This window comes from Leisingera sp. ANG59 (assembly GCF_013317235.1).
Taxonomy (GTDB): domain Bacteria; phylum Pseudomonadota; class Alphaproteobacteria; order Rhodobacterales; family Rhodobacteraceae; genus Leisingera.
Genome location: NZ_WLCM01000027.1, coordinates 20605 through 46338, shown reverse-complemented (window position 1 = coordinate 46338; position 25734 = coordinate 20605). Strand labels below are relative to the sequence as shown.

The 25734-nt window shown below is 61.6% G+C and carries 23 protein-coding genes and 1 pseudogene; 12 read left to right on the top strand and 12 right to left on the bottom strand.

Annotated features, from left to right (window positions below):
• Positions 1–69: 69 nt before the first annotated feature.
• The 4 genes from holA to GKC28_RS18970 all read right to left on the bottom strand — a co-directional run bounded on the left by holA (position 70) and on the right by GKC28_RS18970 (position 4732).
• Complete coding sequence (gene holA, locus GKC28_RS18985; RefSeq protein ID WP_174148568.1) at positions 70–1098, bottom strand: DNA polymerase III subunit delta; 1029 nt, start codon at positions 1096–1098, stop codon at positions 70–72.
• Positions 1095–1610 carry an LPS assembly lipoprotein LptE gene (gene lptE, locus GKC28_RS18980; RefSeq protein WP_174148567.1) on the bottom strand — a complete coding sequence of 172 codons (516 nt, stop codon included), beginning with the start codon at positions 1608–1610 and terminating at the stop codon, positions 1095–1097. Before lptE ends, holA begins: the two co-directional genes overlap by 4 nt.
• Positions 1597–4161, bottom strand: coding sequence for a leucine--tRNA ligase (leuS, locus tag GKC28_RS18975; protein WP_174148566.1), 2565 nt, complete (start codon positions 4159–4161; stop codon positions 1597–1599). Before leuS ends, lptE begins: the two co-directional genes overlap by 14 nt.
• A gap of 88 nt (positions 4162–4249) precedes the next feature.
• Positions 4250–4732, bottom strand: a complete 483-nt coding sequence (locus GKC28_RS18970; protein ID WP_174148565.1) for a DUF3576 domain-containing protein — start codon at positions 4730–4732, stop codon at positions 4250–4252.
• Between the two features lie 310 nt (positions 4733–5042).
• Here GKC28_RS18970 and GKC28_RS18965 point away from each other — a divergent pair, with 310 nt between their 5' ends.
• Both GKC28_RS18965 and GKC28_RS18960 read left to right on the top strand, forming a co-directional pair.
• A complete protein-coding gene (locus GKC28_RS18965) occupies positions 5043–6050 on the top strand; it encodes a porin (protein ID WP_174148564.1) in 1008 nt (335 codons plus the stop codon).
• A 123-nt stretch (positions 6051–6173) separates the two neighbouring features.
• Positions 6174–6824: a YggS family pyridoxal phosphate-dependent enzyme gene (locus GKC28_RS18960; protein ID WP_174148563.1), complete on the top strand. Its 651-nt coding sequence runs from the start codon at positions 6174–6176 to the stop codon at positions 6822–6824.
• A 56-nt stretch (positions 6825–6880) separates the two neighbouring features.
• Here GKC28_RS18960 and GKC28_RS18955 read toward each other — a convergent pair whose 3' ends face one another.
• Both GKC28_RS18955 and ribA read right to left on the bottom strand, forming a co-directional pair.
• Positions 6881–7390: a L,D-transpeptidase gene (locus GKC28_RS18955; RefSeq protein ID WP_174148562.1), complete on the bottom strand. Its 510-nt coding sequence runs from the start codon at positions 7388–7390 to the stop codon at positions 6881–6883.
• On the bottom strand, positions 7390–8478 hold the full coding sequence (gene ribA, locus GKC28_RS18950) for a GTP cyclohydrolase II (protein ID WP_174148561.1): 1089 nt from the start codon (positions 8476–8478) through the stop codon (positions 7390–7392). The genes GKC28_RS18955 and ribA overlap by 1 nt, the downstream gene beginning before the upstream one ends.
• Positions 8479–8650: 172 nt before the next feature.
• Between ribA and GKC28_RS18945 the strand changes: the two genes are divergently transcribed.
• Positions 8651–9337 (top strand): response regulator transcription factor, encoded by a 687-nt coding sequence (locus tag GKC28_RS18945; protein ID WP_019297625.1) that lies wholly within the window; start codon positions 8651–8653, stop codon positions 9335–9337.
• Positions 9338–9571: 234 nt separating this feature from the next.
• On the top strand, positions 9572–10360 hold the full coding sequence (locus tag GKC28_RS18940) for an exodeoxyribonuclease III (protein WP_174148560.1): 789 nt from the start codon (positions 9572–9574) through the stop codon (positions 10358–10360).
• Between the two features lie 100 nt (positions 10361–10460).
• On the opposite strand, the pseudogene GKC28_RS18935 reads toward GKC28_RS18940, so the two are convergent.
• Positions 10461–10931, bottom strand: a pseudogene (locus GKC28_RS18935) (DUF6653 family protein).
• 124 nt (positions 10932–11055) lie between these two features.
• On the opposite strand from GKC28_RS18935, the gene GKC28_RS18930 reads away from it, so the two are divergent.
• The 3 genes from GKC28_RS18930 to GKC28_RS18920 are packed head-to-tail and all read left to right on the top strand — an operon-like array spanning position 11056 to position 12839.
• On the top strand, positions 11056–11982 hold the full coding sequence (locus GKC28_RS18930; protein WP_174148559.1) for a tetratricopeptide repeat protein: 927 nt from the start codon (positions 11056–11058) through the stop codon (positions 11980–11982).
• Positions 11983–12009: 27 nt separating this feature from the next.
• Positions 12010–12654: an LON peptidase substrate-binding domain-containing protein gene (locus GKC28_RS18925; RefSeq protein ID WP_174148558.1), complete on the top strand. Its 645-nt coding sequence runs from the start codon at positions 12010–12012 to the stop codon at positions 12652–12654.
• Complete coding sequence (locus tag GKC28_RS18920; protein ID WP_174148557.1) at positions 12651–12839, top strand: Trm112 family protein; 189 nt, start codon at positions 12651–12653, stop codon at positions 12837–12839. The genes GKC28_RS18925 and GKC28_RS18920 overlap by 4 nt, the downstream gene beginning before the upstream one ends.
• A 22-nt stretch (positions 12840–12861) precedes the next feature.
• Here GKC28_RS18920 and GKC28_RS18915 read toward each other — a convergent pair whose 3' ends face one another.
• Positions 12862–14088, bottom strand: a complete 1227-nt coding sequence (locus GKC28_RS18915) for an FAD-dependent monooxygenase (RefSeq protein WP_174148556.1) — start codon at positions 14086–14088, stop codon at positions 12862–12864.
• A gap of 110 nt (positions 14089–14198) precedes the next feature.
• Between GKC28_RS18915 and GKC28_RS18910 the strand changes: the two genes are divergently transcribed.
• The 4 genes from GKC28_RS18910 to GKC28_RS18895 all read left to right on the top strand — a co-directional run bounded on the left by GKC28_RS18910 (position 14199) and on the right by GKC28_RS18895 (position 20642).
• Complete coding sequence (locus tag GKC28_RS18910) at positions 14199–15530, top strand: amidase (protein ID WP_174148555.1); 1332 nt, start codon at positions 14199–14201, stop codon at positions 15528–15530.
• Positions 15531–15639: 109 nt separating this feature from the next.
• Entirely contained in the window at positions 15640–16818 is a 1179-nt protein-coding gene (locus GKC28_RS18905) for an aminotransferase class I/II-fold pyridoxal phosphate-dependent enzyme (RefSeq protein WP_174148554.1), read from the top strand.
• A 115-nt stretch (positions 16819–16933) separates the two neighbouring features.
• A complete protein-coding gene (locus GKC28_RS18900) occupies positions 16934–19978 on the top strand; it encodes a DNA translocase FtsK (RefSeq protein ID WP_174148553.1) in 3045 nt (1014 codons plus the stop codon).
• Between the two features lie 79 nt (positions 19979–20057).
• Entirely contained in the window at positions 20058–20642 is a 585-nt protein-coding gene (locus GKC28_RS18895; protein ID WP_174148552.1) for an outer membrane lipoprotein carrier protein LolA, read from the top strand.
• Positions 20643–20657: 15 nt separating this feature from the next.
• Here the strand turns inward: GKC28_RS18895 and GKC28_RS18890 are convergent, their stop codons facing one another.
• Positions 20658–22049 carry an alpha/beta fold hydrolase gene (locus tag GKC28_RS18890; RefSeq protein WP_174148551.1) on the bottom strand — a complete coding sequence of 464 codons (1392 nt, stop codon included), beginning with the start codon at positions 22047–22049 and terminating at the stop codon, positions 20658–20660.
• Positions 22050–22111: 62 nt separating this feature from the next.
• Complete coding sequence (locus tag GKC28_RS18885; RefSeq protein ID WP_174148550.1) at positions 22112–22699, bottom strand: lytic transglycosylase; 588 nt, start codon at positions 22697–22699, stop codon at positions 22112–22114.
• Positions 22700–23032: 333 nt separating this feature from the next.
• On the opposite strand from GKC28_RS18885, the gene hspQ reads away from it, so the two are divergent.
• Positions 23033–23359: a heat shock protein HspQ gene (gene hspQ, locus GKC28_RS18880; protein ID WP_039147423.1), complete on the top strand. Its 327-nt coding sequence runs from the start codon at positions 23033–23035 to the stop codon at positions 23357–23359.
• A gap of 37 nt (positions 23360–23396) precedes the next feature.
• Here hspQ and GKC28_RS18875 read toward each other — a convergent pair whose 3' ends face one another.
• Both GKC28_RS18875 and GKC28_RS18870 read right to left on the bottom strand, forming a co-directional pair.
• On the bottom strand, positions 23397–24971 hold the full coding sequence (locus GKC28_RS18875; RefSeq protein WP_174148583.1) for a gamma-glutamyltransferase family protein: 1575 nt from the start codon (positions 24969–24971) through the stop codon (positions 23397–23399).
• Positions 24972–25271: 300 nt separating this feature from the next.
• Entirely contained in the window at positions 25272–25721 is a 450-nt protein-coding gene (locus tag GKC28_RS18870) for an ATP-binding protein (protein WP_174148582.1), read from the bottom strand.
• Positions 25722–25734: the final 13 nt, after the last annotated feature.

Sequence of the window (25734 nt, the reverse complement as noted above, 5' to 3'; positions counted from 1 at the left end):
CTCCTGTTCATATGCCACCATGATGGGCGCCAGGAGCGGGCGGATCAAGCTGGACGGGACGTCGCCCGCTCAGCGGGCGCGGCTGAGCATGGCGAGACGGATCAGCGCGCGTTCCATCAGCGCCAGCGCCGGGGCTGTCTGCCCGGCAGAGCGCAACGCCAGATCGGTGTCGGTGATGATCGTCAGCGCAGTTTCCAGCCGGTTTGCGCCCCAATTCTGCGCCTGCCGCAGCATCCGGTCGCGGCGTTTGCCGTAGAGCGGCGGGCGCAGCTGGCCGATGCCCTGGGCAGGGCCGCCGGAGGCAGAGGCGATGGTGTAAAGCGTACGAAAATGCCGGGTCGCACCAATGCAGAGCGTCACAGCGTTGGTGCCTTGTGCCTGCAGGCGGCGGATGAGCGGGCCAACTTCCGAGCTGCGGCCCTCAGCCACAACGTTCAGCACATCATCCAGAGCGGCCTCGGTTGATTGCGGCGCAACGGCGCCGATGTCGTCAAGAGACAGCAGGCTGTTGTCACCATGCTTGTAAAGCGCCAGCTTTTCGATCATGCGGGAAAAGTCGCCGGGGCCGATGTCATTGGCGATATCGGTCAGCGCCGACATGCTGTCGCCGGGAACGTCACGGATGCCGGCCTCGCCCAGTATGCGTTCAATCTCGGCGCGCGAGGGCGGGTCGTCATAGATACCCGCAGCATAGGCGTTGCTGTGGCCTTCAAAAGCCTTGCGCAGTTTTGAGGACGCTTTCAGCTGTCCGGCGGTGACCACAATCTGCGCGTCACCGGGCTGCCATTCCTCCAGCGCCACGGTGATGGCTGGCGTTGCGGTGTCGTTGGCACCCTCGACGAAAACTGCCCTCACACCGGGAAAGAACCCGACCGCTTTGACCGCATCCAAGAGCTGAGCCGGATCCTTGCGCAGGTCACCGCCGGGCAGGCGCGTCAGCCTCATTTCTTCTTCGGCGCCGGGACCGAGCAAAGCCGCCAAAACCTGCTGGCGTTTCAAAGAAACGCGCATGGCGTCGCCACCGTAGATCAGGATGCCGGTCTTGCCCGGATCGGGTTTGGCGAAATAGCCGTCAGCTTCGCGCGGAGAGAGCTTCATTCAGCCGCAGCGGAGAGATCCGCGGTTGCCAGAATCTGTGCGGTGATCTGGTCCGCCAGAACGACCATCAGCCGTTCATGCGCATCCCGTTCACCCGCCAGCGTCTCTACAGTGGAGCCGGTTGCAGAGTAGCCGGAGAAGTTCCGAACAGTGCCGCTGGATGTAATCTTACCGTCAGACAGCCGGGTCAGCGAAAAATTTGCGGTCCCGATTACCGAATAGCGGGTGATTTCGTTGTCCGCAGTAATTGCTTGGCCTTCTTCCCGGGTGCTGAGCGTCAGGTCCAGCTTATAGGCAGCGCTGCTGCCGCGGCCCAGGCGCTGCTCCAGGTTCTGCACCAGGAAATAGGCGTCAGCCCCGCTGGCGCCCTTGATCTCTTCAGGGTCTTGAACTTCGATCCTGCCGTGCAGCTCAGACCCGGTTCCACCAGGAGCGTAAACCGGTGTGAAGCCGCAGGCCGCAGCCATCAGAGGCAAGGCCAGCAGCAGGGTTCTGTGATCAAGCAACGACATTCACAATCCGGCCCGGAACCACGATTACCTTTTTCGGGGCGCCGCCATTCAGCGCCTTCTGGACAGCTTCGTGCGCCAGAGCGAGTTTTTCAACCTCTGCTTTGTCCAGATCCTTGGCGACTTCGATTTCGCCGCGGCGCTTGCCGTTGATCTGGATCGGCAGAGTGACGGTGTTCTCAACCAGCATCGTTTCGTCCGCGACTGGCCAGGGCGCAGTCGCGCACAGGCCTTCGCCGCCCTGATGGTTCCAGATATCCTCCGCTAAATGCGGGGTCATCGGGGACATCAGTTGCGCCAAGGTCATGATCGCCTGTTTCTGCACCTTTGCGCTGGCCTTGGACTTGGCGAGCGTATTGGTGAAGGCATAGAGCTTGGCAATTGCAGCGTTGAAGCCGAAGGAATCTACACCCAGGGTCACGTCGCGGATGCACTTGTGCATCTCGCGCAGAAGGTCCTCATCACCTTCACCAGCCGCGTCCGGGTCCATCTCTCCAATGCGGTCACACAGGTTCCAGACCCGGTTCAGGTGTTTGTAGGCCGCCTCCGCGCCGGCAGCGGTCCATTCCACGTCACGCTCTGGCGGCGAATCGGACAGCACGAACCAGCGGGCAGTGTCGGCGCCGAAGGACGAAATAATGTGCAGCGGGTCTACCACGTTGTTCTTGGACTTGGACATTTTGGCGGAGGGGATGATTTCCACCTCGGTGCCGTCCTTAAGGAAGCCCTTACCGTCGCGCAGATCCACTTCCTCGGGATAGTGGTAGACCGGGCGGTGGTTGTCGCCGGTGGTCTTGTATATCGCGTGTGTCACCATGCCCTGGGTGAACAGTGCATCAAACGGCTCAATCGATTTCTCTGGCAGATGGCCGCAGATCTGCATCGCGCGGGCAAAGAAGCGCGAATAGAGCAGGTGCAGAATCGCGTGCTCGATGCCGCCGATATACTGGTCGACGTTCATCCAGTACTCCGCCTCGGCCATGTCGGTCGGGGTTTCGGTGCGCGGGGCGGTGAAACGAGCGAAGTACCAGGACGAATCGACGAAAGTGTCCATGGTGTCGGTTTCGCGCAGGGCCGGTTTGCCGCAGGACGGGCAGGCGCAGTTGCGCCAGGTCGGGTGGCGGTCCAGCGGGTTGCCCGGCACAGAGAAGTCGATCGGCTTGCCGCCTTCGTCATAAGGCAGCTCGATCGGCAGGTTTTCTTTCTTTTCCGGCACCACGCCGCAGTCTTGGCAGTGAACCACGGGAATCGGGCAGCCCCAGTAGCGCTGGCGGCTGAGCCCCCAGTCGCGCAGGCGGTATTTGGTGACGCCCCGGCCCCAGCCAGCCTTTTCCGCAAAGTCCACGGTGGCGTCGATGGCTTCCTCGCCGGTGGCCTCGTTCAGGCCAGCAAAATGATTGACCCAGCGGACCTTTTCGGTTTTCGGCGGAACGAAGGCTTCATTTTCAACAGGTGTATTATTGTCCAGCGCAAAGAAAGTGTCGATGACAGGCAGGTCATACTTGCGGCAGAAGTCCAGATCGCGCTGGTCATGCGCCGGGCAGGCAAAGATCGCGCCGGTGCCGTAGTCCATCAGGATGAAATTGGCGATCCAGACCGGCAGCTCCCAGTCGGGGTTCAGCGGGTGCTTCACGCGGATGCCGGTGTCATAGCCCAGCTTTTCAGCCGTCTCGATGGCTTCCTCGGTGGTGCCGCCCTTGCGGCATTCAGCGACAAATGCCGCAACCTCTTCCGATTCGGCTTCCAGCTTCTTGGCAATCGGGTGGTCGGGAGAGATGCCGACAAAGGACGCGCCCAGCAGCGTGTCGGGACGGGTTGTATAAACCTCGATCGGCTCACCGCCATCGGCGCGTTCAAAGGCGAACTGCAGGCCGCGGGACTTGCCGATCCAGTTCTCCTGCATCAGGCGGACCTTGGCGGGCCAGTTTTCCAAGCCGGCCAGCGCCGACAGCAATTCCTCGGAAAAATCGGAGATTTTGAAGAACCACTGGGTCAGCTCGCGCCGCTCCACCAGCGCGCCCGAACGCCAGCCGCGGCCGTTCTCGACCTGTTCGTTGGCCAGCACGGTCATGTCGATGGGGTCCCAGTTCACCACTGCGTTTTTGCGGTAGACCAAGCCCTTTTCCAGGAAGTCCAGGAACAGCGCCTGCTGCTGGCCGTAATATTCCGGGTCGCAGGTGGCGAACATCCGGCTCCAGTCCAGCGACAGGCCCAGCGGCTTCATCTGCTCGACCATGGTGTCGATGTTCGAATAGGTCCAGTCCTTGGGGTGTCCGCCCGAGGCCATAGCGGCATTTTCGGCCGGCATGCCGAAGGCGTCAAAACCCATCGGGTGCAGCACATTATGGCCGGTCGACAGTTTGTAGCGCGCGATCACATCGCCCATGGTGTAGTTCCGGACATGGCCCATGTGCAGCTTGCCCGACGGATAGGGGAACATCTCCAGCACATAGTATTTGGGCTTGTCGCCGGTGCGCTTGGCCTGGAAAATCCCGGCCTTGTCCCAGGCTTCCTGCCATTTAGCTTCGATTTCCGTGGCGGAGTAACGCGACATCAGAGCGGTCCTTTGCATGAAAACGCCGGGCTGGTGGCCCGGCGCTTCTGATAATGGGGTTTGGCTGGCGATTCCAGAGGGCGCAGGGTCAGAGTTTGCCGTCCGCAATGCGCAGCTGGCGCGCGCGGGACAGAATCGCATCCTCGACCGCGCGGGTGGTGCTTGCACTGACCGGGCCGCCCTTGGACTGCAGCGCAACATTCAGGGAACGCGCATCAAGCGCCGGATCCTTGATGTGAATGGTGGCGCGGTACGACCGTCCGCCGCCGGGCGGGGTGCCGTAGCCGGTCACGATGACCCCGGTGAAGGGATCGACAGACTGAACGGGAAGAAAGCTCAGCACATCCAGGCTGGCGGTCCACAGATAGCGGTTCACCTGAACGGTCTGGTCCGGCTTGGCATTCAGGAAGTCAAAGACGGAGGATTTGGTCGCTTCGCCCTGGATTTCTTCCTTATGGCTGGTTGTGCGCGCAGTGCTTGCAGGTGCTTTGCCGCCCCGGCCGCCGCAGGCCGCAAGGCTGAGGCAGATTGCGCCAATCACTGTTACCCGCAGGGTCTTTCCGTATTTCATAACCGCTCCCGGAGCCATTTTCTGCGCGAACACCTAACGCAAGCGGCGCTGGCGGAGCAAGGGCTTTGGTCTCTATGACTCTGCTCTTGCGGAGGATTTAAAGGCACCGACGCTTCAAGGCCTGCGGATCGGAGGTGTTTCCGGCGCTTGGGCGGGGCGGACTGTGGCAAAGCTGCACCATCCGAAACCGCATCGTTTCGCCCGGCTTTCCCAAGCCTTGCCAAAACGGGGGTGAAAGAGCGAAACCCCTTGGCATACCCACGCCGGATTCCCCGGTTTGGGCATAGGATTAGAAAACCGAGGGAAAAACATGAAAAAGGTTCTCTTCGCGACCACCGCGCTGATCGCCACCGCAGGCATGGCCGCGGCAGAAGTCAAAGTGTCCGGCTACGGCCGCTTTGGTCTGGACTGGAACGAAGCAAACGACGCAGTTGCTGGCACCTCCGACACCAACATCACCAGCCGTCTGCGTCTGCAGTTCGACGCGTCGACTGAAACCGATGGCGGCGTGACCGTTGGCGGCCGTATCCGTGCCCAGGCTGAAAGCCGTGACGGCACTCCGAACGTGGCCGCATGGTCCGCACCGCAGTTCCACGTCGCATACGGCGGCCTGCGTGTGAACGTTGGCAACATCTGGGGCGCGATCGACTCCGCACCGGGCCTGTACCTGAACACCACCTCGGTTGGCACCGGCATCGACGGCATGGGCTTCAACTCCCTGGCCATCGGCAACAACTTCAACTGGGACACCTTCACCTCCGCAGGCGCTGGCCGTAACGGTGTTGAAGCACTCTACTCCGCAGGCGGCTTCTCCGGCCACATCTCCTACTCGCAGTCGAACGGTGGCACCACTCTGGGTTCCGCAGACGGCCTGCAGCGTACTGCTGTGATGGTGAGCTACTCCTTCGGTGACTACTTCGTGACCGGCGCGTACCAGTCCGAAGACAACGGTGCAGTTGTAACCAAGACCGACGGCAGCACCGAGAGCTCCGGCGACGGCATGGGCTTCTTTGCAATCGGCGGCGACTTCGGTCAGTTCGGTGCAACCCTGTCCTACGGCACCACCGAAACTGCTGACTCTGTGACCCTGGCAGGTGAAGCCGAAATCGGCGCAGCCTCGAACATCGTTGCATGGGTGAACTCCACCGACATCGAAACCGACGTTGTTACTGGCATGGACCGCACCGACGGCACCTCCTTCGGCATCAACTACGAGTATGATCTGGGCGGCGGCGTGACCTTCGTTGCTGGCTACGTGAACACCGCAGCCGACACCAACGACAACTCCCTGCAGGCAGGTCTGCACTTCAGCTTCTAAGCTGAAGCACGCCTAGCGTGACTTTCGGGGCGGGTTCCTTTGGGACCCGCCCTTTTCTTTTGCCCCTTAACATTTCCCGGCAAACAGTGTTTTTTGCGGCGAAACAGAGATGAGGCCGGACCCATGCCGCTTGCAGAGATCAAATCCAGGATTGCCAAGGCCGAGAGCAAGGCTGGCCGCGCACCGGGCAGCGTGCAGCTGATTGCGGTATCCAAGGTGCAGCCGAATGAACGTGTCGAGGCAGTGCTGGAGGAAGGGCACCGCTGCTTTGGCGAAAACAAGGTGCAGGAAGCGGCAGGAAAATGGCCGGATTTCGCTGAGCAGTTTGACGGGATTGACCTGCACCTGATCGGCCCCCTGCAAACCAACAAGGCGCGCCAGGCGATGGAGCTGTTTGACAGCATCCATTCGGTAGACCGCCCCAAGCTGGCCAATACGATCGCCCGGCTGGCGCAGGAGCTGGGGAAATGCCCGGACTTGTTTGTTCAAGTGAACACCGGTGAGGAGGAGCAGAAGGCAGGCGTGATGCCGGCCGATGCGGATGCCTTCATTGCCCAGTGCTGCAATCTGGACCTGCCCGTGAGGGGGGTGATGTGCATCCCGCCGGTGGATGAAGAGCCCAGCCTGCACTTCGCGCTGCTGGCCAAGATCGCCGAGCGCAACGGCCTGCAAGGGTTGTCGATGGGAATGAGTGGGGATTTCGAAAAGGCGATTGCCCTTGGCGCGACCCACGTACGGGTCGGATCGGCAATTTTCGGCGACCGCACGTACTGAGGCGCAAAGTCCTCTGATAGTTTTTGCCAGGTCTTTTCAAAAAGACCTTGGCAGCGTCAGGCTGCAGCCAGTCCGGGAACAATGACCCGCGTGCCAATCTGCACTCTGCCGGCAAGCCAGTGCAGGTCTGATCTGGAAAAAGCAAGGCAGCCTTCGGTGGGATAACCGGGGCGCCGCCATTGGTGGATGAAAATAGCGGACCCCTTGCCGGGGATGGCGTCGGGCCAATTCCAGTCGGTGATCAGCACAAGGTCATAAAGCGGATCTGCGCGGCGCAGCTTTTCATGGCTGAAACCATAAGGTGCCCGAATGTGATGGTTGTAGCTGCTGTGGCTTGCATCATCCGACCAGAGGTCCTGGGGCCCGATTGGCTCAGCCCAGGGCGCCGGGCGGCGCAGCCGGTCCGGCCGGTAGAGCATCCCTGCAATACGGTGAATGCCAACCGGGGTGGCTCCATCACCTTCACGCTTATCGCCGGACAGCCCGCCTGTTCCGATGGTGCAGGGCAGCAGGCGGCCCATAAACCGGACGCCGGCCGGGGTCAGGACCAGATCCGAGGGTGTCATCACAGCATGTGCCCCGACTTTCGGGCCTTTGTAGCCAGATAATGCTGGTTGTGGGTGTTTTCACCGACTTTGAGCGGGACCCTTTCAGCCACTTGGATGCCGGTCTTCTCCATCATCGCGATCTTGTTGGGGTTATTGGTCAGCAGCCGCACCTGCGAAAAACCCATTTTCTGCAGAATCGCCGCGCCCAGGCGGAAGTCCCGCTCGTCGTCCTCAAACCCCAGCCGGTGGTTGGCTTCCACGGTGTCAAAGCCCTGATCCTGCAGCGAATAGGCCCGCATCTTGTTGGCAAGGCCGATACCGCGGCCCTCCTGGTTGAGGTACAGAAGAACGCCTGCACCCTCTGCTCCCATCTGCGCCAGAGCGCCCTGCAACTGCGGCCCGCAGTCGCATTTGAGCGAGCCCAGCACGTCGCCGGTGAAACAGGCGGAATGCAACCGGGCGAGCACCGGTTTGCTGCGGTCAGGGCGCCCGATTTCCACTGCATAGTGCTCTTCTGCACCATCTTCCGGGCGGTAGATGTGCAGCCGCCCGGCTTCGGCGGCTGTCATCGGCAGCCGGGCCGCTGCAACCGGATGCAACGGTGAGCTTTCACTCAGCAGCGGTTCTGCCGCGCTGCGTGAAATGAGAGTCAGGCCATGGGAGGCTGCAAATGCGGATGGGTCGGCGAGAGGCACAAGCGCTGCAGAGGGCAGCATCCGGGCGGATTTTACAAGTGCGATGGCAAGCCTGTGCAGGTCCGCATTGCCGCCGCGCAGGCTGGACAGCGGCCCCTTCATCGGTGTGTTCAGGTCATCGGCCGGATCCGCCAGGGCCTGAATCCAGTTCAGGCCCTCAGACACCGGCACTGGTACTCGGGCAGTATCTTCGTCATATACCCGTGCCTTCAGTGTATCCGCGCGGCGAGCGGTGAGCGCCAGAGACAGCGGCCCGAGCGCCCGCATGTCCGAAAGCCTTGTTTCAGAAAGCGCTTCCACCGCAATTGCCAGCGCGGCTTCATTCCCGTCGGACAATACAACCGGCAGCCCCATGCGCAGATCGACCCGGGCGCGGGCCAGAAGTTCGATCATGGTTGGCATCAGGCTCATGCAGTGCATCCGATGTTATTTTGTAACAAAGCTTGCTGTCTTTACGCCCAAATGCAACGGATGTGAAACAATTTCCATGCCATGGACACGTCGGCGTGAGAGTTTTGCAGCAAATCTTGCCCCGGGCGCAAGGGATACGCATGTGTGGTCAGGAGAACAGGAGGGTTAGCCGATGGCGCAACTGAAGAAAATTCTGCTGGTTGATGACGACGAGGACTTGCGCGAGGCCTTGAGCGAGCAACTGGTGATGACCGAGGACTTTGATGTGTTCGAGGCTGAGAATGGTCAAAGCGCGATGGAGCGCGCCAAGGAAGCTTTGTACGACCTGATCATCCTCGACGTCGGTCTGCCCGATACCGACGGGCGTGAATTGTGCCGCCTCATGCGCAAGCAAGGGGTGAAGGCGCCGATTCTGATGCTGACCGGGCACGACACTGATGCGGACACGATCCTTGGCTTGGATGCCGGTGCCAATGACTATGTTTCCAAGCCCTTCAAGTTTCCGGTGCTTTTGGCCAGAATCCGTGCCCAGCTCCGGCAACACGAGCAATCAGAGGATGCCGTCTTCGCGCTTGGCCCCTATACCTTCAAACCTTCGATGAAGCTGCTGATCACAGAGGATGAGCGCAAGATCCGGCTTACAGAGAAAGAAACCAACATTCTCAAGTTCTTGTACCGCTCCAGCGATGGTGTGGTGCCGCGTGATGTGCTGCTGCACGAGGTCTGGGGCTACAACGCGGGTGTGACCACCCATACACTGGAAACTCACATCTACCGTTTGCGGCAGAAAATCGAGCCCGATCCGTCCAACGCGCGCCTGCTGGTTACAGAATCAGGCGGATACCGGCTGGTCGCCTGATTGAGGTGGCGTTGAGCCAGATCAAAGAGGGACCTGCGGCTCATCTTTAGAGTGACACTACACCCGCGCATATCCGGGTTACGATATGCACCTCCCTGTTGGACTTGGCCGAGCTGCGTGCTCGGCCTTTTTTCAGGCCTGGTTGTTTACCCGAAACGCGAAAACGTCTCTGGCACTTCCCGGCCCGCGCAGGCAGTATCGCCGCCGAACCCGGATTATATGACGAGGCGCGCGATGCCATTTACCCTTGCAACCTGGAACATCAACTCTGTTCGCCTGCGCGAGCCGATCGTGCAGAAGCTCTTGCAGGAGGAAGGGCCGGATGTGCTGTGCCTGCAGGAGTGCAAGAGCCCGGTGGAGAAGATCCCGATGGAGGGTTTTGCGGCACTGGGTTATTCGCACATGATTGCCCGCGGTCAAAAGGGGTATAACGGTGTGGCGATCCTGTCGCGGCTGCCGATTGAGGACATTGGCGACAAGGATTTTGCCGGTCTCGGCCATGCCCGTCATGTCGCGGGGCGGCTGGAGAACGGGGTTGTGATTCACAACTTTTATGTGCCGGCAGGCGGTGACGTGCCGGACCGGGATCAGAACGAGAAATTCGGCCAGAAACTGGACTATCTCACGGACATGCGCGACTGGTTCAACGCGGAGAAGCCGGAGAAGTCGATTTTGGTCGGCGATCTCAATATTGCACCGCGCGAAGACGACGTATGGGACCACAAGAAGCTGCTGAAAGTCGTCAGCCATACGCCGGTTGAGGTGGAGCATTTTGCCGATGTGATGGAGGCGGGCAACTGGTCAGACGTAACCCGCAACGATATCCCTGACGGCCGCCTCTACAGCTGGTGGAGCTATCGGGCCAAGGATTGGGATGCGGCCGACAAGGGGCGCCGCCTGGATCACGTCTGGTCAACCCCCGACATCAGGAATGCGGCCCATTCCAGCCGTATCATCCGCGATGCCCGCGGCTGGGAGAAGCCCAGCGATCATGCGCCGGTTTTTGCAACCTTCGACCTGTGACCGCGGGCGGGATGCCCCGCCTGATCCGGGCCATCCGCGGGATGACCCTCCTCAGTTGGGCATGGCACTGCGCTGCCGCGCAGTGCGGGCGCGCGCCGGTTCAGCGCAGCCAGGCCGAATACTCTGGGTGCGCGTCCTTCATGTCCTGATAGAGCCACACCATCCGGTCCAGAAACCAGAGCTTGCCGCCAATCAGCAGCGCGAGACCGAACAAGGTGATGCCGAGGTCCAAGGCCCAGAGGCCGTAAGCTCAGGAAGGAACTCCCAGCCCGGAACCCCAGGCTAGCCTCTTTGCCCATGTCTCGTGATGGGCCGGTATAGGGACCTGCGCCCGGTTCAGAAACACCCGCTCACCAAAGGTGCCGCGGGAGGCCCAACTGCCGGTGCCGGCCGGGCGGCCGAGCGCGCGCGGGTTCCACCAGGTCCAGGCCAGCACCAGCGCCACTGGGATCAGCGCACCCCAGCCCAGCCACACCCGCGACCAGACGGCCAGGGTCGTCAGCGGCAGCACCGACATCCGGCTGTAAACGCTCAATGGGTTTGCATGCCGCGCCCAGGCGGTTTCGTCCATGCGCATCAGCCGTTCCGATGCGGCAAAGAGGTCAAACCGTGTTCGGGTCATGCCAAACTCCTCTCTTGGTTTCCGGCGCACAGGATTCCATATAGGGGGGAAGTTCCAAGCGGAGAACAAACTGATGAGCGATATTATTGGCAGCACCGCACCGGCGGGCGATCTGATCAAGGATGTGACCGAAGCAACCTTCATGCAGGACGTTGTCGACGCGTCGATGCAGGCTCCGGTGATTGTGGATTTCTGGGCGCCCTGGTGCGGCCCGTGCAAAACCCTGGGCCCGATGCTGGAAGCAGCCGTTACCCGGGCCAAGGGTGCTGCCACCATGGCCAAGATCAACGTGGACGAAAACCAGCGCTTGGCGCAGGCGCTGGCCCAGCAGGGCCTGCCGCTTCAGTCGATCCCGACCGTTGTGGCCTTCGTGCAGGGACGTCCGGTCGACATGTTCCAGGGCGCCCTGCCTGCATCGGAAATAGATGCCTTCGTGAAGAAGGTGATCGAAGCGGCGGGCGGCACTGCCGATGGCGGCCTTGGCGAAGCACTGGAGGCGGCGGAACAGATGCTCGCAGAAGGCGCGGTTGCAGATGCGGCACAGACATTTGCCGCCATTCTGGGCGAGGATGACAAGAATGCTGCTGCATACGGTGGTCTGGCTCGTGCCCACATTGCGCTGGGTGACCTGGAGCAGGCCGAGGCGGTTCTGAATGGTGCCCCCGCAGAGATTTCCACCGCGCCGGAGATCGAAGCCGTCCACGCACAGATTGCATTGGCGCGGCAGGCGGAAAATGCAGGCCCGGTGACAGAACTGCGGGCTGCGGTAGAGGCCAGCCCGGACAACCTGCAGGCGCGTTTCGACTTGGCGCAGGCGCTGCACGCGGCGGGAGATGCCGAGGCCGCGGTTGCGGAGCTGCTGGAGTTGTTCCGCCGCGACCGCGAATGGAACGATGGCGCAGCCAAAGCGCAGCTGTTCACCATTTTTGACGCGCTGAAGCCGAATGACCCGGTGGTGCTGAACGGGCGCCGGAAGCTCAGCTCGATGATATTTGCCTAAATCCGGGGCTGCACTACTCTTTGTCCCATGATCCAGCCTGCCGATCTGCCGGACACGATTGCCGTGTTTCCATTGCCCGGGGCGCTTCTGCTGCCCCGGTCGCGCTTGCCGTTGCACATATTTGAGCCGCGATATCTGCAAATGCTTGAAGACACTCTGAAAACACGGCAACGGCTGATCGGCATGGTGCAGCCCTGCCCGCCCCCGCATGGCAACGGAGAGGAGCTCCACAGCATCGGCTGCGCTGGTCGGGTCACTCAATTCTCTGAAACTGAGGACGGACGCTACCTCGTGACGCTGTCGGGGGTTTCCCGGTTCAGGATCACCCGCGAGACCAACGGATTCACGCCTTACCGGCGCTGTGATGTCAGCTGGGCAGGGTTTGACAGGGACCTGGGCCGCTGCGAGGCGGATGAGGCCCTCGACCGCCCTTCCTTTCTGGATCTTCTTGACCGTTTCTTTTCCGCCCGGAACCTGTCGACCGACTGGGAAGCGCTCAAGGAAGCGGACGACGAATTGCTGATTAATTCGCTGGCGATGCTGCTGGAATTCGATCCCGAGGACAAACAGGCCTTGCTCGAGGCGCCCTGCCTTGCCACAAGGCGGGAAACGCTTGTCACTTTGATTGAGTTTGCCCTGCGCGGCGGCTCTCAGGAGGAAACCCTGCAATGACCGAGACACAGGCGCCAGCCTTTGACCGGCGGATGCTGGAAGCGCTGGTCTGCCCGTTGACCCAGACAGTGCTGGAATACGACGCCCAGGCGCAGGAACTGGTTTCGCGCGCAGCCAACCTGGCCTTCCCGATCCGCAACGGCATCCCGGTGATGCTGGTGGATGAGGCGCGCGAGCTGGAATAATTCGGCGGGTGGCGCTCCCCCCTTAAATCTCTTGCCCTTTCAGCAGCCGCGGAAGATCGCCTGTCAACCCGGCCGCCTCGCGCACGAAGCCGCGGCGCAGGCCCGGTACGGCGCCCGCAAGCCCCATGCCGATGTCCCGGCCCAGCCGCAGGAGCGGGTTGTCATTGGAAAACAGCCGGTTGAACACGTCAGTCGCTGCCGCCAGAGAGGCCGTGTCGAAACGGCGCCATTGCTGGTATCGCTTCAGCACCAGAGAGGAACCGATGTCCTCGCCCCGCCGGGTGGCCTCGGTAATCACTTCCGCCAATGCGCCAACATCGCGGAGGCCGGCGTTCAGGCCCTGGCCCGCAATCGGGTGCATCCCATGCGCAGCATCGCCGATCAGCGCCATCCGGTCGCCGATGAAACTGTTGGCGATAGTCAGGTTCAGAGGGTAGGTGAAGCGCTTGCCGGCCAGGGAAATCTCCCCCAGGAAATCGCCGAACCGGGGCCGCAGCGCCTGGATGTATTCCGCGTCATCCAACGCGTGGATCGCCTTGGCGGTCTCGGTCCGCTCGCTCCACACAATCGATGACCGGTTGCCCGGCAGCGGCAGGATGGCCAGCGGCCCGGGCGGCATGAAGAACTGATGGGCAATGCCGTGGTGCGGCTTTTCATGGTCGATGGCGCAGACCAGCGCGGTCTGGCCATAGTCCCAGCCAGTCCTTTTGATACCGGCCCGCTGCGCGGTACCGCTGCGGCGCCCGTCGGAGCCGACAAGCACCTGGCCGCGCAGTTCTCCGCCGTCATCCAGCGTGACAGTGACACCTGTCTGATCCGGAGCCTGCGCGACCACGGTGCGTCCGGACACCAGGGTAATCCCAGGCGCATCCTCCATCGCCTGCAGGAAGGCGCGGCGCAGGAAGCGGTCCTCGACCATATATCCCATCGGGCCTTCTTCTAGCTCCGCGTGGTCGAAGTGGATGAAAAACGGCGACGGCCCGTGGCCCGCGTGGCCGTCCGTCACCTTGATTTCCAGCATGGGTTGCGCGTTGTCCCCGACATGCTGCCAGATGCCAGTCTGCTGCAGCAGCCGCTGCGAGGCAAGCGCCAGCGCATAGCCGCGGCCGTCAAAACCCTCGTCGGCCAATTTGTCTGGGGTCAGCGAGTCGACGACGGTAACGCTGTGGCCGGTCTGAGCCAAGGCCAGAGCCAAGGCCGGACCATTCAGCCCGCCGCCTACGATCAGGATATCGGACGCATTTTTCATGCTCCGCAATATGCGCCTGCTGACGGGATTGTCCATGCAGGAAGCGCGGGATTGTGCCTGCGTCCTGCTGCCGCTACCGTCACCGGCAGCTGCCAATGGGAGAGATGCTGATGCAAGACTGGCTGACGATGACTGCCGCCGATCTGGGACGCGGGATTGCGGCCGGTGAAATCGGCCCGGTGGCACTGACGCGCTGCTATTTGGACGCTATCGACGCGCACCCTTTGAAAGAGCGGATTTACACGCAGGTTACCCATGACCGCGCGCTGGCGGAAGCCGAAGCGGCTGAGCAGCGCGCCGGTCTAGGCTTGCGCCGCTCGCTCCTGGATGGCGTGCCGATCAGCTGGAAGGACCTGTTCGACAGCGCAGGCACCGCAACCGAGTCCGGCTCGGATTTGCTCAAGGGGCGGGTGCCGGACCAGGATGCCACCGTGCTGTCCAATGCAACCCTCATGGGCACGGTTTGCCTCGGCAAAACCCACATGAGCGAGCTGGCGTTCTCCGGCCTTGGCTTCAACCCGGTCAAGGAAACACCACCCTGCGTGAATGATCAGGAGGCCGCTCCGGGAGGGTCGTCCTCAGGCGCGGCAGCCTCTGTGGCTTTCGGGTTGGCGGCGGGCGGAATCGGCTCTGACACGGGCGGTTCTGTACGAATTCCCTCGGCCTGGAATGATCTTGTGGGGCTCAAGACAACCTCTGGCCGGATCACGCTGGAGGGCGTCGTGCCCCTGTGCCTGAAGTTTGACACCGTCGGCCCGCTGGCCCGGTCAGTCGAAGATGCCGGGCTGCTGCTGGGAGTGCTGGAAGGGACCGCGGGTCCTGACCTGCGCAATCCTGGCTCCCTGAAAGGCTGCCGGTTTGCGGAACTGCAAAATGTCGTGCACGATGATCTCGATCCTAAAGTTGCCGCTGCCCATCGCCAAACGCTGGAAAGGCTGAAAGGCGCCGGGGCAGAAATCGTGCCGCTGGAGGTGCCTGCGCTGGACGAGGCGATGGGCCTTAGCCCGATTCTTTACACCACCGAAGCCTACGGGTTGTGGAAAGACGTGATCGAGGCCTCGCCGCAGCTGATGTATGCTGAAATCCTGGAACGGTTCCGCACAGGCGCGCAGTTCAGCGGCCCGGATTACGTCGCGGCTTGGGCCAAGCTGGAAAAGTGCCGGATGGCCTGGGATCAGGCCGTGGCAGGCTTTGATGCGGTGCTCACCCCTGTCTCGCCTATCCTGCCGCCCAACCTGGACCGGCTGCAGAGCGATCATGACTTCTACGTGCAGTCCAATCTGCTGGCACTGCGCAACACGCGGGTCGGCAATCTGATGGGCCTTTGCGCGCTGTCACTGCCCACCGGCACGCCTAGCTGCGGGCTGCAGGTGCTGGGGCAGCCGGACTGCGAGGAAGCCTTGCTGCGCACTGGTGCCGCGATCGAGGCGTCCTTGGCCTGAAAGCCACATTCGGCCCAGCGGGCCACTCACCGGGTGGACGCATCCGCCCGCCATCTGTAACCTGAGGCGCAAACGGGGCGCCAATGATCCCGTGACTGAGGCATAAGACATGGATTTTCCTGAGCGGTTTTCGAACCTGCCAGCCTATGCGTTTCCGCGCTTGAGGGCGCTGTTGGACCATCACACCCCCGGCGGGGATGTGGTGCATATGACCATTGGCGAACCGAAACATGCGTTTCCTGCCTGGGTCACCGATGTCATCGCCGAAAACGCCGCCGGGTTTAACCAGTATCCGAACAACGACGGCACGCCGGAGCTGCGCGGTGCGATTTCGGACTGGATCCACCGCCGCTACGGTGTGACCGCGGACCCCGAGACTCAAATAATGGCGCTGAACGGCACCCGCGAGGGGCTCTACAATGCCGCCATGGCGCTGTGCCCGGAGCAGAAGAACGGGCAAAAGCCCGTGGTGCTGATCCCGAACCCCTTCTACCAAGTCTACATGGTGGCGACGATTTCTGTCGGGGCAGAGCCTGTGTTTGTCCCCGCGACAGCAGCGACCGGCCATCTGCCGGACTATGAAAACCTGCCGGAGGATATTCTGAACCGCACGGCGGTCGCCTACATCTGTTCGCCGGCAAACCCGCAGGGCGCCGTGGCCTCGCGCGCTTACTGGACCCGGCTGATCCAGCTGGCAGAAAAATACGATTTCCGCATCTTCGCGGACGAATGCTATTCCGAGATCTACCGCGATGAGGCACCGGTGGGCGCGCTGACTGTTGCCCATGAACTGGGCGCCGATCCTGAACGTGTGGTGCTGTTCAACTCGCTCTCGAAACGTTCGAACCTGCCGGGTTTGCGATCCGGGCTGATTGCCGGCGGGCCGGAAACCATCAAGCGGGTCAAGCAGTTGCGGGCCTATTCTGGTTCTCCGCTGCCAGGACCTTTGCAGGCTGCTGCCGCCAAAGTTTGGGCGGATGAGGCGCATGTGGCAGAAAACCGTACGCTCTATCAGGAAAAATACAAAATTGCGGATGAGGTCTTTGACGGCCTCAAAGGCTACATGGCGCCCGAAGCTGGCTTCTTCCTTTGGCTTCCGGTGGAAAACGGCGAGCAGGCCGCGCTGAAGCTGTGGACCGAAACCGGGGTCCGGGTGCTGCCCGGCGCGTATCTGGCGCAGGGCGCAGCCGGCCAAAACCCGGGCGAGACTTACATCCGGGTGGCGCTGGTTGCCCCTGCGGAAGACACCCGCAAGGCGCTGAGCACGCTGCGCGGCTGCCTTTATTGAATTCTGCTGAGCGGCCCTTGGCTGGGGGCCGCGCAGCCAAAACCAAGAACGGACAGGCCTGTGACCCCGCGGTGAAAAGCGGGGCAGGGGCAAATGAAACGGAACTGAGGTAGGCATGGCATTTCAAACCCGCAGCCGCGATCCGCTGCTCGACAGCAACATGCAGGCGGCCATTGAAAAGCGCGGCAAGGAACTGATCGGGATCGCCCTGATCCTGGTGGGGCTGATGGTTGCGGCCATGCTCAGCTCGTACACGCCCGAAGACCCGAACTGGACGGTGTCCACTGATGCGCCGGTGCAGAATTGGCTGGGCCGCCCGGGCGCCTCTGTCTCCTTTATCCTGATCACTCTGTTTGGCAAGGCCAGCTGGGCGATGCCGCTGTTCCTGTCTGCTTGGGGCCTGCGGTTCGTGCTGCACCGGGGCGAGGACCGCGTGGTCTGGCCGCTGCTGTTGTCAGTGCCGTGGCTGCTGGTGGTGGCCCTGCATATGGAAACCCTGAACGCCAGCACCAGCTGGCAGCAGAACTATGATTTCGGCCTTGGCGGCATGGTGGGCTATACCTTCCTGGGCGCGCTGCTGGCGTTGTTGCCAGTGGGCCTGCACTTCATGGTCAAGATCATGTCCCTGCTGAGTGCCGCAGGCATGCTGGCGCTTGGCTGCGTGGTGCTGGGCTTTACCTGGCCCGAGGTGAAGAAAGGCCTGAACAAGGTGATGGTCGGGCTGATCCTGGGCTATGGCGCGGTTGCTGCCCTGTTGGGTCGCGGTGCCTCCAGCGGGCTGCAGGCCGCGATGACCTACCGCAAGGAACGCACAGAGCGCGCGCATGCCGCCGATGAGGATGCCGCTGCCTATGCCATCGCCGAGCAAGACCCCGAGATGTTCGAGGACTACCCCGAAGATACCTATAACGCATACATGGCAGAAACCGCGACGGAAGAGCCAGCGGCTCCTGCCAAGGCGGGTCTGCTGTCCCGCGTTCCGGGGCTGATCCGCCGCGCCGCGCCTGTGCCTGAGGCCGAAAACGCCTATGCGTCCGAGATGCAGGATGCGGATGGAATAGAATCTTTGGCGGATGGAGAGGCTGGCGAGGACCGGATTTCCCAGAAAATCGCGAATGCCGTCCGGATCCGCCGCGCTGCCGATGTGCCGCCGGAGCAGGACCCGAACCTGCCGCTGACCAAGGGCCGCGGCCAGCGCCCCGCGCCGCTGATCTTCAACCCCGCAGCGTCCCAGGGCAGGCTGCCGCCCGAACCGCCGCTGACCGCAGCGCTGGCTCCCGTGCCGCCGCTGCCGGAAGAGCCGCCGGTTGTTTGGCAGGCGCCGGAAGACGAGGCTCAGACCCCCGAAGCACCGGTTGCAGACCTGCACGAGGATGCTGACACTGCAGATTTCGCGCCCGGCTATGAGATGCTGACACCGGACCATGTGCCCTTCGAAGCACTTCCGGATCAGGCCGCTCCGGTTGCGCCGCCCGCACCTGCTCCGGAAAAGCCCAAGATTGCAGGGCCGCGCCTGACGGTTGACCTGCCGGTGGCGGAGCCGCGCAAGGCTGTTGTCGAGAAGCCGGTGCGCAAGGCCTTGCAACCTTCGGCCCGTGCCAAGGCAGAGGCCCAGCCCAATCTGGCCTTCGATGACAGCGGCAGTGACTTCGAGCTGCCGCCGCTCAACCTGCTGACCAACCCGACAAGCATCGAGCGGCATCACCTCAGCGATGAGGCGCTGGAAGAAAACGCCCGGATGCTGGAGACGGTGCTCGATGATTACGGTGTGAAGGGCGAGATTGTCTCGGTCCGTCCCGGCCCTGTTGTGACCATGTACGAGCTGGAGCCGGCCCCGGGCCTCAAGGCTTCCCGCGTGATCGGATTGGCGGATGACATCGCGCGTTCCATGTCAGCGCTGTCGGCGCGGGTGTCGACCGTTCCGGGCCGCACCGTGATCGGTATCGAACTGCCGAACGAGAAGCGCGAAAAGGTGGTTCTGCGCGAGATCCTGTCGTCCCGCGACTTCGGCGATGGCAACCATGCGCTGCCGCTGGCTCTGGGCAAGGATATCGGCGGTGACGCCATGGTGGCGAACCTGGCCAAGATGCCTCACCTGCTGATCGCGGGCACCACCGGCTCCGGTAAGTCGGTGGCGATCAACACAATGATCTTGTCTCTGCTTTACAAGCTGACGCCGGATGAATGCCGTCTGATTATGATCGACCCCAAGATGCTGGAACTGTCCGTCTATGACGGCATCCCGCATCTGTTGTCGCCGGTTGTGACTGACCCGAAGAAGGCGGTTGTCGCTCTGAAATGGGTCGTGGGCGAGATGGAGGACCGCTACCGCAAGATGTCCAAGATGGGTGTGCGCAATATCGCGGGCTACAACGGCCGTGTGAAAGAGGCCCTGGCCAAAGGCGAGATGTTTTCGCGCACGGTGCAGACCGGGTTTGACGATGAAACAGGTGAGCCGGTGTTCGAGACCGAAGAGTTCGAACCCAAGGCGCTGCCCTATATCGTCGTCATCGTCGACGAGATGGCCGACCTGATGATGGTTGCGGGCAAGGAGATCGAGGCCTGCATCCAGCGCCTGGCGCAGATGGCCCGGGCCTCCGGCATTCACCTGATCATGGCAACCCAGCGCCCCTCGGTCGATGTGATCACCGGCACCATCAAGGCCAACTTCCCGACCCGGATTTCCTTCCAGGTGACCTCCAAGGTCGACAGCCGTACCATTCTCGGCGAGATGGGTGCCGAGCAGCTCTTGGGCATGGGCGACATGCTTTATATGGCGGGCGGCGCCAAGATCACCCGCTGCCACGGTCCGTTCTGTTCTGATGAAGAGGTCGAGGAGGTGGTCAACCACCTCAAGCAATTCGGCCCGCCGGATTATGTGGGCAGTGTACTGGACGGCCCGGATGAGGACAAAGCCGACAATATCGACGCGGTGCTGGGGCTGAACACCGGCGGCAATACCGACACCGAGGACGCGCTCTATGACACGGCGGTTGCCATTGTGATCAAGGACCGCAAGTGCTCGACTTCCTACATCCAGCGCAAGCTGGCGATTGGCTACAACAAGGCCGCGCGTTTGGTGGAGCAGATGGAAGACGAAGGTGTTGTCTCAGCCGCCAACCACGTCGGCAAACGGGAAATTCTGGTTCCCGAACAGTGAGCTGAMAAAAAACCGCCGATGCCGGATCCCTGCGGGTCCGGCATCTTCACATCTGCAGCAGCGCACCTATGTTGAGCCCATGAAACGGATTCTACTTGCCCTTGCGCTGACCTTTGCTGCCCCGGCTTCCTGGGCGGCAGAGAAGCTGAGCCTGAATGAAATCTCCCGTTACCTGAACGGGATCACGACGGCGACATCCCCTTTCACCCAGATCAATGACGACGGCAGTCTGTCCACGGGTAAGCTGTATATGCACCGGCCAGGGCGGATGCGGTTTGAATATGACGGCAATGGCGGCGGCACTGTGGTGGCCGGCGGCGGTGCGGTAGTGATTCACGACCCGAAGTCGAACCAGCCGCCGGAGACTTACCCGCTGAAGCGGACCCCGCTGTCGCTCATCTTGGACCGCAGGGTGGATCTGGGCCGGGCCAACATGGTGGTGGGGCACAGTTTTGACGGCACCTCGACCATCGTGCGGGCGCAGGACCCGGAAAATCCGGACTACGGCAGCATCGAGATGATGTTTACCGGTAGCCCGGTCGAACTGCGCAAATGGGTGATCCATGACAGCGCCGGCGGTCAGACGACCGTTGTCCTGGGGGCGATGGAAACCGGACAGAAATTGTCATCCAGCCTGTTTACGACAAGCGGGCGCTCCCGCTGAGCCGACCGCCGCCGCTCACTCAGTGTGGCGGCGGATGAACGGCATCACCTCGTCAAAGAACTCCTGAAAACCCGGGTGCCCGCCGATCATGCAATGGTTGTTGCCGGGCAGCTCTACAAAGCTTGCGCCGGAAATCAACCGGGCCGCAAGCCGCCCTTCCTCTACAGGAACCGCCCGGTCGCCGTTGCAATGCAGAACCAGCGTCGGAACCCTGACGTTTTCTGCATGGGGCGTTGCATCTATTACGGCGTTCATTTCCATGATGCGCAGCGCGTTTTCCGTGTTGGTGGACAGCCGCTGCAATTCGTCAAAGGACTCCCCTTCCTCTGCCGTGGCGTCGGGAATGTAGGTGCTAGTGAAGAAGTGCCGGTAGATGGAATTCGGCGATCCCCAGCCGTCCCGGATCATGTTGTAACCGATCTGGTAGAACCGGTCCGCTTCCGGGTCCCCGCGCCGCAAGCGACCGCGCACGTAGCCGCCAAGCAGAATCACGCATTTGACCCGCTCCGGGTGCTGTGCCGCAAAGCGCATGGAAAAGGCGGCGCCTTGGCTGATGCCGAACAGGGCAAAGCGGTCCAGGCCCGCGGAGTCAGCAACGGCGAGCATGTCGTCGATCATCCGGTCGTCTGATATCTCCTCCACCTCCCAGTCCGACAGCCCGTTGCCGCGTTGATCAAACCGGGTCAGGCTGCAGTTGCCTGCAAATTCGGTCAGAAACTGGCCCCACACAGGGCTTTGCCACTCGTATTCTATATGGTTGATCCAGTTCGGCGCCTTCAGCACCGGCGGCCCGCTCCCGATCGTGGTATAGGCCAGATGCGTTCCGTCTGGGGACGAACAGTATTTCACCCTTTGCTGCAGCGCTGCTTCAGGCGGATCACGTTCCGGGCGGGCATCAGGCACCCATTGCCAGACCCGGACCGGGCGGGAGATGTTCTTGACCCGCTGCGATCCCATGTCCCGGAAGCTTTCGCCAAGCCGGTCCCTGACGGTTTCGTGAACGATGCCGGAAATGCAGATGCCGCCCGGTTCCGCCAGCCCCTCCAGGCGGGCGGCTACGTTAACGCCGTCGCCAAAGATATCCGCGCCGTCAAACACTACGTCACCGATATTGATCCCGACGCGGTAACGGATGCGGCTCTGCTCCGGGGGGTCCGCTTCGCGGCCTGGCATTGCCTTCTGGATTGCCAGCGCGCAGCGGACTGCGTCGTGGGCAGACGCAAATTCCACCAGCATGCCGTCGCCGGTGGTTTTCACGGTGTGGCCGCGGTTGGCAGAGATGTGCGGGTCGATCAGGTCCCGGCGGTGCTTCTTCTGGCGCTGCAAAACGCCTTCTTCATCCGCTTCCATCAGCCGGGCGTAACCGGCCATGTCGGCGACCAGAACCGCGGCGAGCCTGCGTTCCATCAACTCCATCCTCCCCCCTGAATGTTAGGGGAGAGGTTGCGGAAATCCAGCTTAAGCCGCGGTCAGCGGAACTTGCGGCAGGTGGCGAGCTGGGCCTGATAAGTCAGCGCCCGGGATTCGACCTGGCCGGCAACCCGCATCAGCCATGACTTGGACCTGTAGCTGCCGCGGGCATAGCCGGAGTGTCCTTCGTGATAGGCTAGGTACTGGTTGCGCGCATCATAGAGCGGGATGCCGTTCTTCTCGAGGCTCTGGCGCATGTACCAGCCCATGAAGTCCGCGGCATCGCTTATCTTGTCGCGCTTAGCCCGGCGTCGTCCGGTGTCCCGGCGGTAATCATCCCAGGTGCCGTCCAGTGCCTGGCTGTAGCCATAGGCGCTGGATTGCCGCCCGACCGGGATCACCCCCAGAAGATACTGATGCGGTGTGCGGGCATCACCACGGAACCGGCTTTCATGATAGATGGTTGCCATTTGCACATGCACCGGAACACCCCAGCGGCGCTGGGTCGCGCGGAAGGCTTTCAGGTATTCGGGGCGCTGCTGGATGATGCTGCAGGCATTATCCAAATTGCGCGGCGGCGCTTTGTGCCCGCCTCCGCAAGACGCAACCGCCATGAGGAGAACGAGGGCGCTGATGAGTCTGCTCATTGCCTCTGCCCATTTTTTGTTTTGGGTTTGTTATGGGGCAAGTTTAGCGGAATGCCGCAGGCGAGGAAATCATATTTCCAGAAACGATTGCGTCTTCAGTTGCGGGAAAATCGCGAACCACTCGGTAGCTGCGACTGCAAGCAAGTCGCGTTGCTTGAAAAGGTCAGGAACAATCAGTTACCGCTGACAGGGCTCCCCGTTGAACACAGCGGAGTGATCTCCTAGCGTACTGTCAAGGCGGTTTCCACAGTCTGTTTCCCTGAAAATTTGCCTCAAGAGTTGGACTTTTCCCCGGCGCACGGGCTATTTAGTTAGAACGGGGGCTATAAGACCATGATGAGAACACGCGCAAAATACAATCTTGGGCAGGTCGTCCGCCACCGGAAGCATCCCTTCCGCGGGGTTGTCTTTGATGTTGATCCGGAGTTCTCGAATACCGAGGAGTGGTATGAAGCGATCCCGGAGGACAGCCGGCCAGTCAAGGATCAGCCGTTTTACCATCTTCTGGCTGAGAACGACCAAAGCTATTACGTCGCTTACGTTTCCGAACAAAACCTTGTTGCGGATTACTCAGGAGAGCCAGTTGGACACCCGGATGTGCCTGAGATGTTTGGCAACTTTGACGGCGGCGCCTATGCGCTTCACTATCAGCTGAACTGATATCCGTATCCGGCTCTGTTGGACCTAAGCGGAAGCGTCAGTATCCCAAGGCACAGCCGTCCTTGCGCGGATCGCTGGCGCCTTCCAGCACTCCAGAATCATGGATGCGGATCGCCTGTGCACCGCCCAGCGGAGTGTCCGGAACTTCAACCTTGTGCCCCAATTCGGTCAGCTGCCGGCGGACTGCGTCAGTGTAGCCGCGCTCAACTTTCAAGACACTCCCGTCTGCGAAGCATCGCGGCGCATCGATTGCGGTCTGCAGATCTATGCCGAAGTCTAAAAGGTTTGACATCAGCCTGGCATGGCCGGCCGGCTGGTATCCGCCGCCCATCACGCCAAACGGCATGATCACTTCATTACCCTGCTTGAGCATCGCCGGAATGATAGTGTGCATCGGCCGCTTGCCAGGTCCGAACTCGTTCGGGTGGCCTTCTTCAAGCGTAAAGCCTGCGCCGCGGTTGTGCAGCAGGATGCCAAACTTCTCCGAAGCGATGCCAGAGCCGAACCCGTGGAAGATCGAATAGATCAGCGACACGGCCATCCGGTCTTTGTCCACCACGGTGATATACACCGTGTCCTTATGCACGGCTTCGGTCAGCGGTGCAGCGGCGGTCATCGCGCGTTTTGGGTTAATCAGGGCTGCCATGCGTGCAGCGGTTTCAGGCGAAAGCATGTGGCCGAGCCGTGCGGTGTGATCCGGGTCGGCTAGGAACCGGTTACGTGCGTCATAGGCCAGTTTGGCAGCCTCAGCTTCGAGATGCGCGCGCTCAGCCCCGAAAGGATCCAAGCTGCCAAGATCGAAGTGCTTGAGGATGTTGAGGAGCAGGATCGCCGTCGCACCTTGCCCATTGGGCGGGTGTTCGGCCAGACAGCTATCCTTGTAGTAGCCTTCAACCGGCTGTGCAGAAAGGCTGCACATGGTTTCAAAATCCTGCAAAGTGTGCGTACCGCCCAATGCTGACAGCGCAGCGACCATGTCCTCCGCCACTTCCCCCGAGTAAAACGCATCGCGCCCGTGGCTCGCGATCCGGCGCAGCACTTCGGCTTGGCCCGGCGCGCGGAACATCTCCCCGCTGCGCAAGGGCTGGCCGCCTTTCAGGTAGTGCACTCGCGCTGCGCCTTGCAGGGTTTCTGCACTGTTTTTCCAGTCAAAAGCGGTGCGGGGAGCAACAGGAACGCCATATTCAGCGTAATGGATGGCAGGCTGCAGCAAGGTGTCCAGCCCTAGGTGTCCTTCGGTTTCTGCAAGACGGCAAAATGCATCTATGGCGCATGGGATGGTAACCGCATCCGCGCTGGTCAGCGGCACCGCCGCCTGACCGCGGGCTCTCAGATCTGCAGCGCAGGCCTCGGCAGGTGCACAACCCGACCCGTTCAGAGCTTGGATGCCTTGCCCTGGCCGCGAATACAATACAAAGCAGTCTCCCCCGATACCGGTCATTTGCGGCTCGCAGATGCCGAGCAGCACAGCTCCGGCCAAAGCCGCGTCCATGGCATTGCCCCCGCGCTGCAGCAAGTCGAGTGCCACGCGGGCGGCCAGCGGGTGTGAGGTAGCGCACATGCCGGAAGCTGCAAAAACAGCCGAACGCCCGGGCAAATGAAAGTCTCGCATGGCTCTCCTTCCGTTTTTACACGCCAAGCCTAGGGATGGGGTGCCTGAAGGCAAATCAAATTGCCCTTACCGGGAGCAGACGGTGCGTCACAATTATGAAATGGAAGCTAAGGCTGTAGAGAGATGTCCCCGGTGCCGTGCTCTGGTGGGGGCAAGAACACACGGCACCAGGGGAAGCTCGTTTCAGCTACAGGTAAGGTTTCGCATATCTATTGGGCCGCGGTTGGCCGGGAATGCGGCGCGATTGTGGCAAAGCGTTAAAGTTGCGCTTACTAAGCTGCGATTTTGTTCAGATCTGTTTCAGGCCTCGGCCGGAGGGCTGGTAACTTGGATCTCAAAACAGAGAGACAGGTTGTTGCTGCCTTCGGAACGCTCGTATTGAACCTGGCTCGCGAGTTCCCGGATCAGGAACCAGCCAAAACCGCCCTCAGGCAGATTTTTCGCAGAAACATTGACGTCAGCTGGCTTACCTTCGGGCAGTTTGCCGTCTGGGTAGGGGGCGCCAGCGTCCTGAATGCTAACCCACAATCTTTCCGGCGACAGTTCCGCCTTGATACGGACGTCCCCAGGATCATTTTCCGCATAGGCATGCTCGACCACGTTATTGACAGCTTCAGTCAGTGCAATTTGCACTTCGTCCGCTCGGGCCGCCGGGATTCCCAGGGTCCGCAGCCGGTCCACAACGGATGAGACGCCGGAACGGGCATCCAGATTAGTGGCCGTGAACGAGCAGGCAAAGGTTTTTACCATCAATTTCTCGCTT

Coding starts and splice junctions, on each gene's coding strand:
- holA (WP_174148568.1), bottom strand. CDS start 1,098: ATGAAGCTCTCTCCGCGCGAAGCTGACGGCTATTTCGCCAAACCCGAT.
- lptE (WP_174148567.1), bottom strand. CDS start 1,610: ATGTCGTTGCTTGATCACAGAACCCTGCTGCTGGCCTTGCCTCTGATG.
- leuS (WP_174148566.1), bottom strand. CDS start 4,161: ATGTCGCGTTACTCCGCCACGGAAATCGAAGCTAAATGGCAGGAAGCC.
- GKC28_RS18970 (WP_174148565.1), bottom strand. CDS start 4,732: ATGAAATACGGAAAGACCCTGCGGGTAACAGTGATTGGCGCAATCTGC.
- GKC28_RS18965 (WP_174148564.1), top strand. CDS start 5,043: ATGAAAAAGGTTCTCTTCGCGACCACCGCGCTGATCGCCACCGCAGGC.
- GKC28_RS18960 (WP_174148563.1), top strand. CDS start 6,174: ATGCCGCTTGCAGAGATCAAATCCAGGATTGCCAAGGCCGAGAGCAAG.
- GKC28_RS18955 (WP_174148562.1), bottom strand. CDS start 7,390: ATGACACCCTCGGATCTGGTCCTGACCCCGGCCGGCGTCCGGTTTATG.
- ribA (WP_174148561.1), bottom strand. CDS start 8,478: ATGAGCCTGATGCCAACCATGATCGAACTTCTGGCCCGCGCCCGGGTC.
- GKC28_RS18945 (WP_019297625.1), top strand. CDS start 8,651: ATGGCGCAACTGAAGAAAATTCTGCTGGTTGATGACGACGAGGACTTG.
- GKC28_RS18940 (WP_174148560.1), top strand. CDS start 9,572: ATGCCATTTACCCTTGCAACCTGGAACATCAACTCTGTTCGCCTGCGC.
- GKC28_RS18930 (WP_174148559.1), top strand. CDS start 11,056: ATGAGCGATATTATTGGCAGCACCGCACCGGCGGGCGATCTGATCAAG.
- GKC28_RS18925 (WP_174148558.1), top strand. CDS start 12,010: ATGATCCAGCCTGCCGATCTGCCGGACACGATTGCCGTGTTTCCATTG.
- GKC28_RS18920 (WP_174148557.1), top strand. CDS start 12,651: ATGACCGAGACACAGGCGCCAGCCTTTGACCGGCGGATGCTGGAAGCG.
- GKC28_RS18915 (WP_174148556.1), bottom strand. CDS start 14,088: ATGAAAAATGCGTCCGATATCCTGATCGTAGGCGGCGGGCTGAATGGT.
- GKC28_RS18910 (WP_174148555.1), top strand. CDS start 14,199: ATGCAAGACTGGCTGACGATGACTGCCGCCGATCTGGGACGCGGGATT.
- GKC28_RS18905 (WP_174148554.1), top strand. CDS start 15,640: ATGGATTTTCCTGAGCGGTTTTCGAACCTGCCAGCCTATGCGTTTCCG.
- GKC28_RS18900 (WP_174148553.1), top strand. CDS start 16,934: ATGGCATTTCAAACCCGCAGCCGCGATCCGCTGCTCGACAGCAACATG.
- GKC28_RS18895 (WP_174148552.1), top strand. CDS start 20,058: ATGAAACGGATTCTACTTGCCCTTGCGCTGACCTTTGCTGCCCCGGCT.
- GKC28_RS18890 (WP_174148551.1), bottom strand. CDS start 22,049: ATGGAACGCAGGCTCGCCGCGGTTCTGGTCGCCGACATGGCCGGTTAC.
- GKC28_RS18885 (WP_174148550.1), bottom strand. CDS start 22,699: ATGAGCAGACTCATCAGCGCCCTCGTTCTCCTCATGGCGGTTGCGTCT.
- hspQ (WP_039147423.1), top strand. CDS start 23,033: ATGATGAGAACACGCGCAAAATACAATCTTGGGCAGGTCGTCCGCCAC.
- GKC28_RS18875 (WP_174148583.1), bottom strand. CDS start 24,971: ATGCGAGACTTTCATTTGCCCGGGCGTTCGGCTGTTTTTGCAGCTTCC.
- GKC28_RS18870 (WP_174148582.1), bottom strand. CDS start 25,721: ATGGTAAAAACCTTTGCCTGCTCGTTCACGGCCACTAATCTGGATGCC.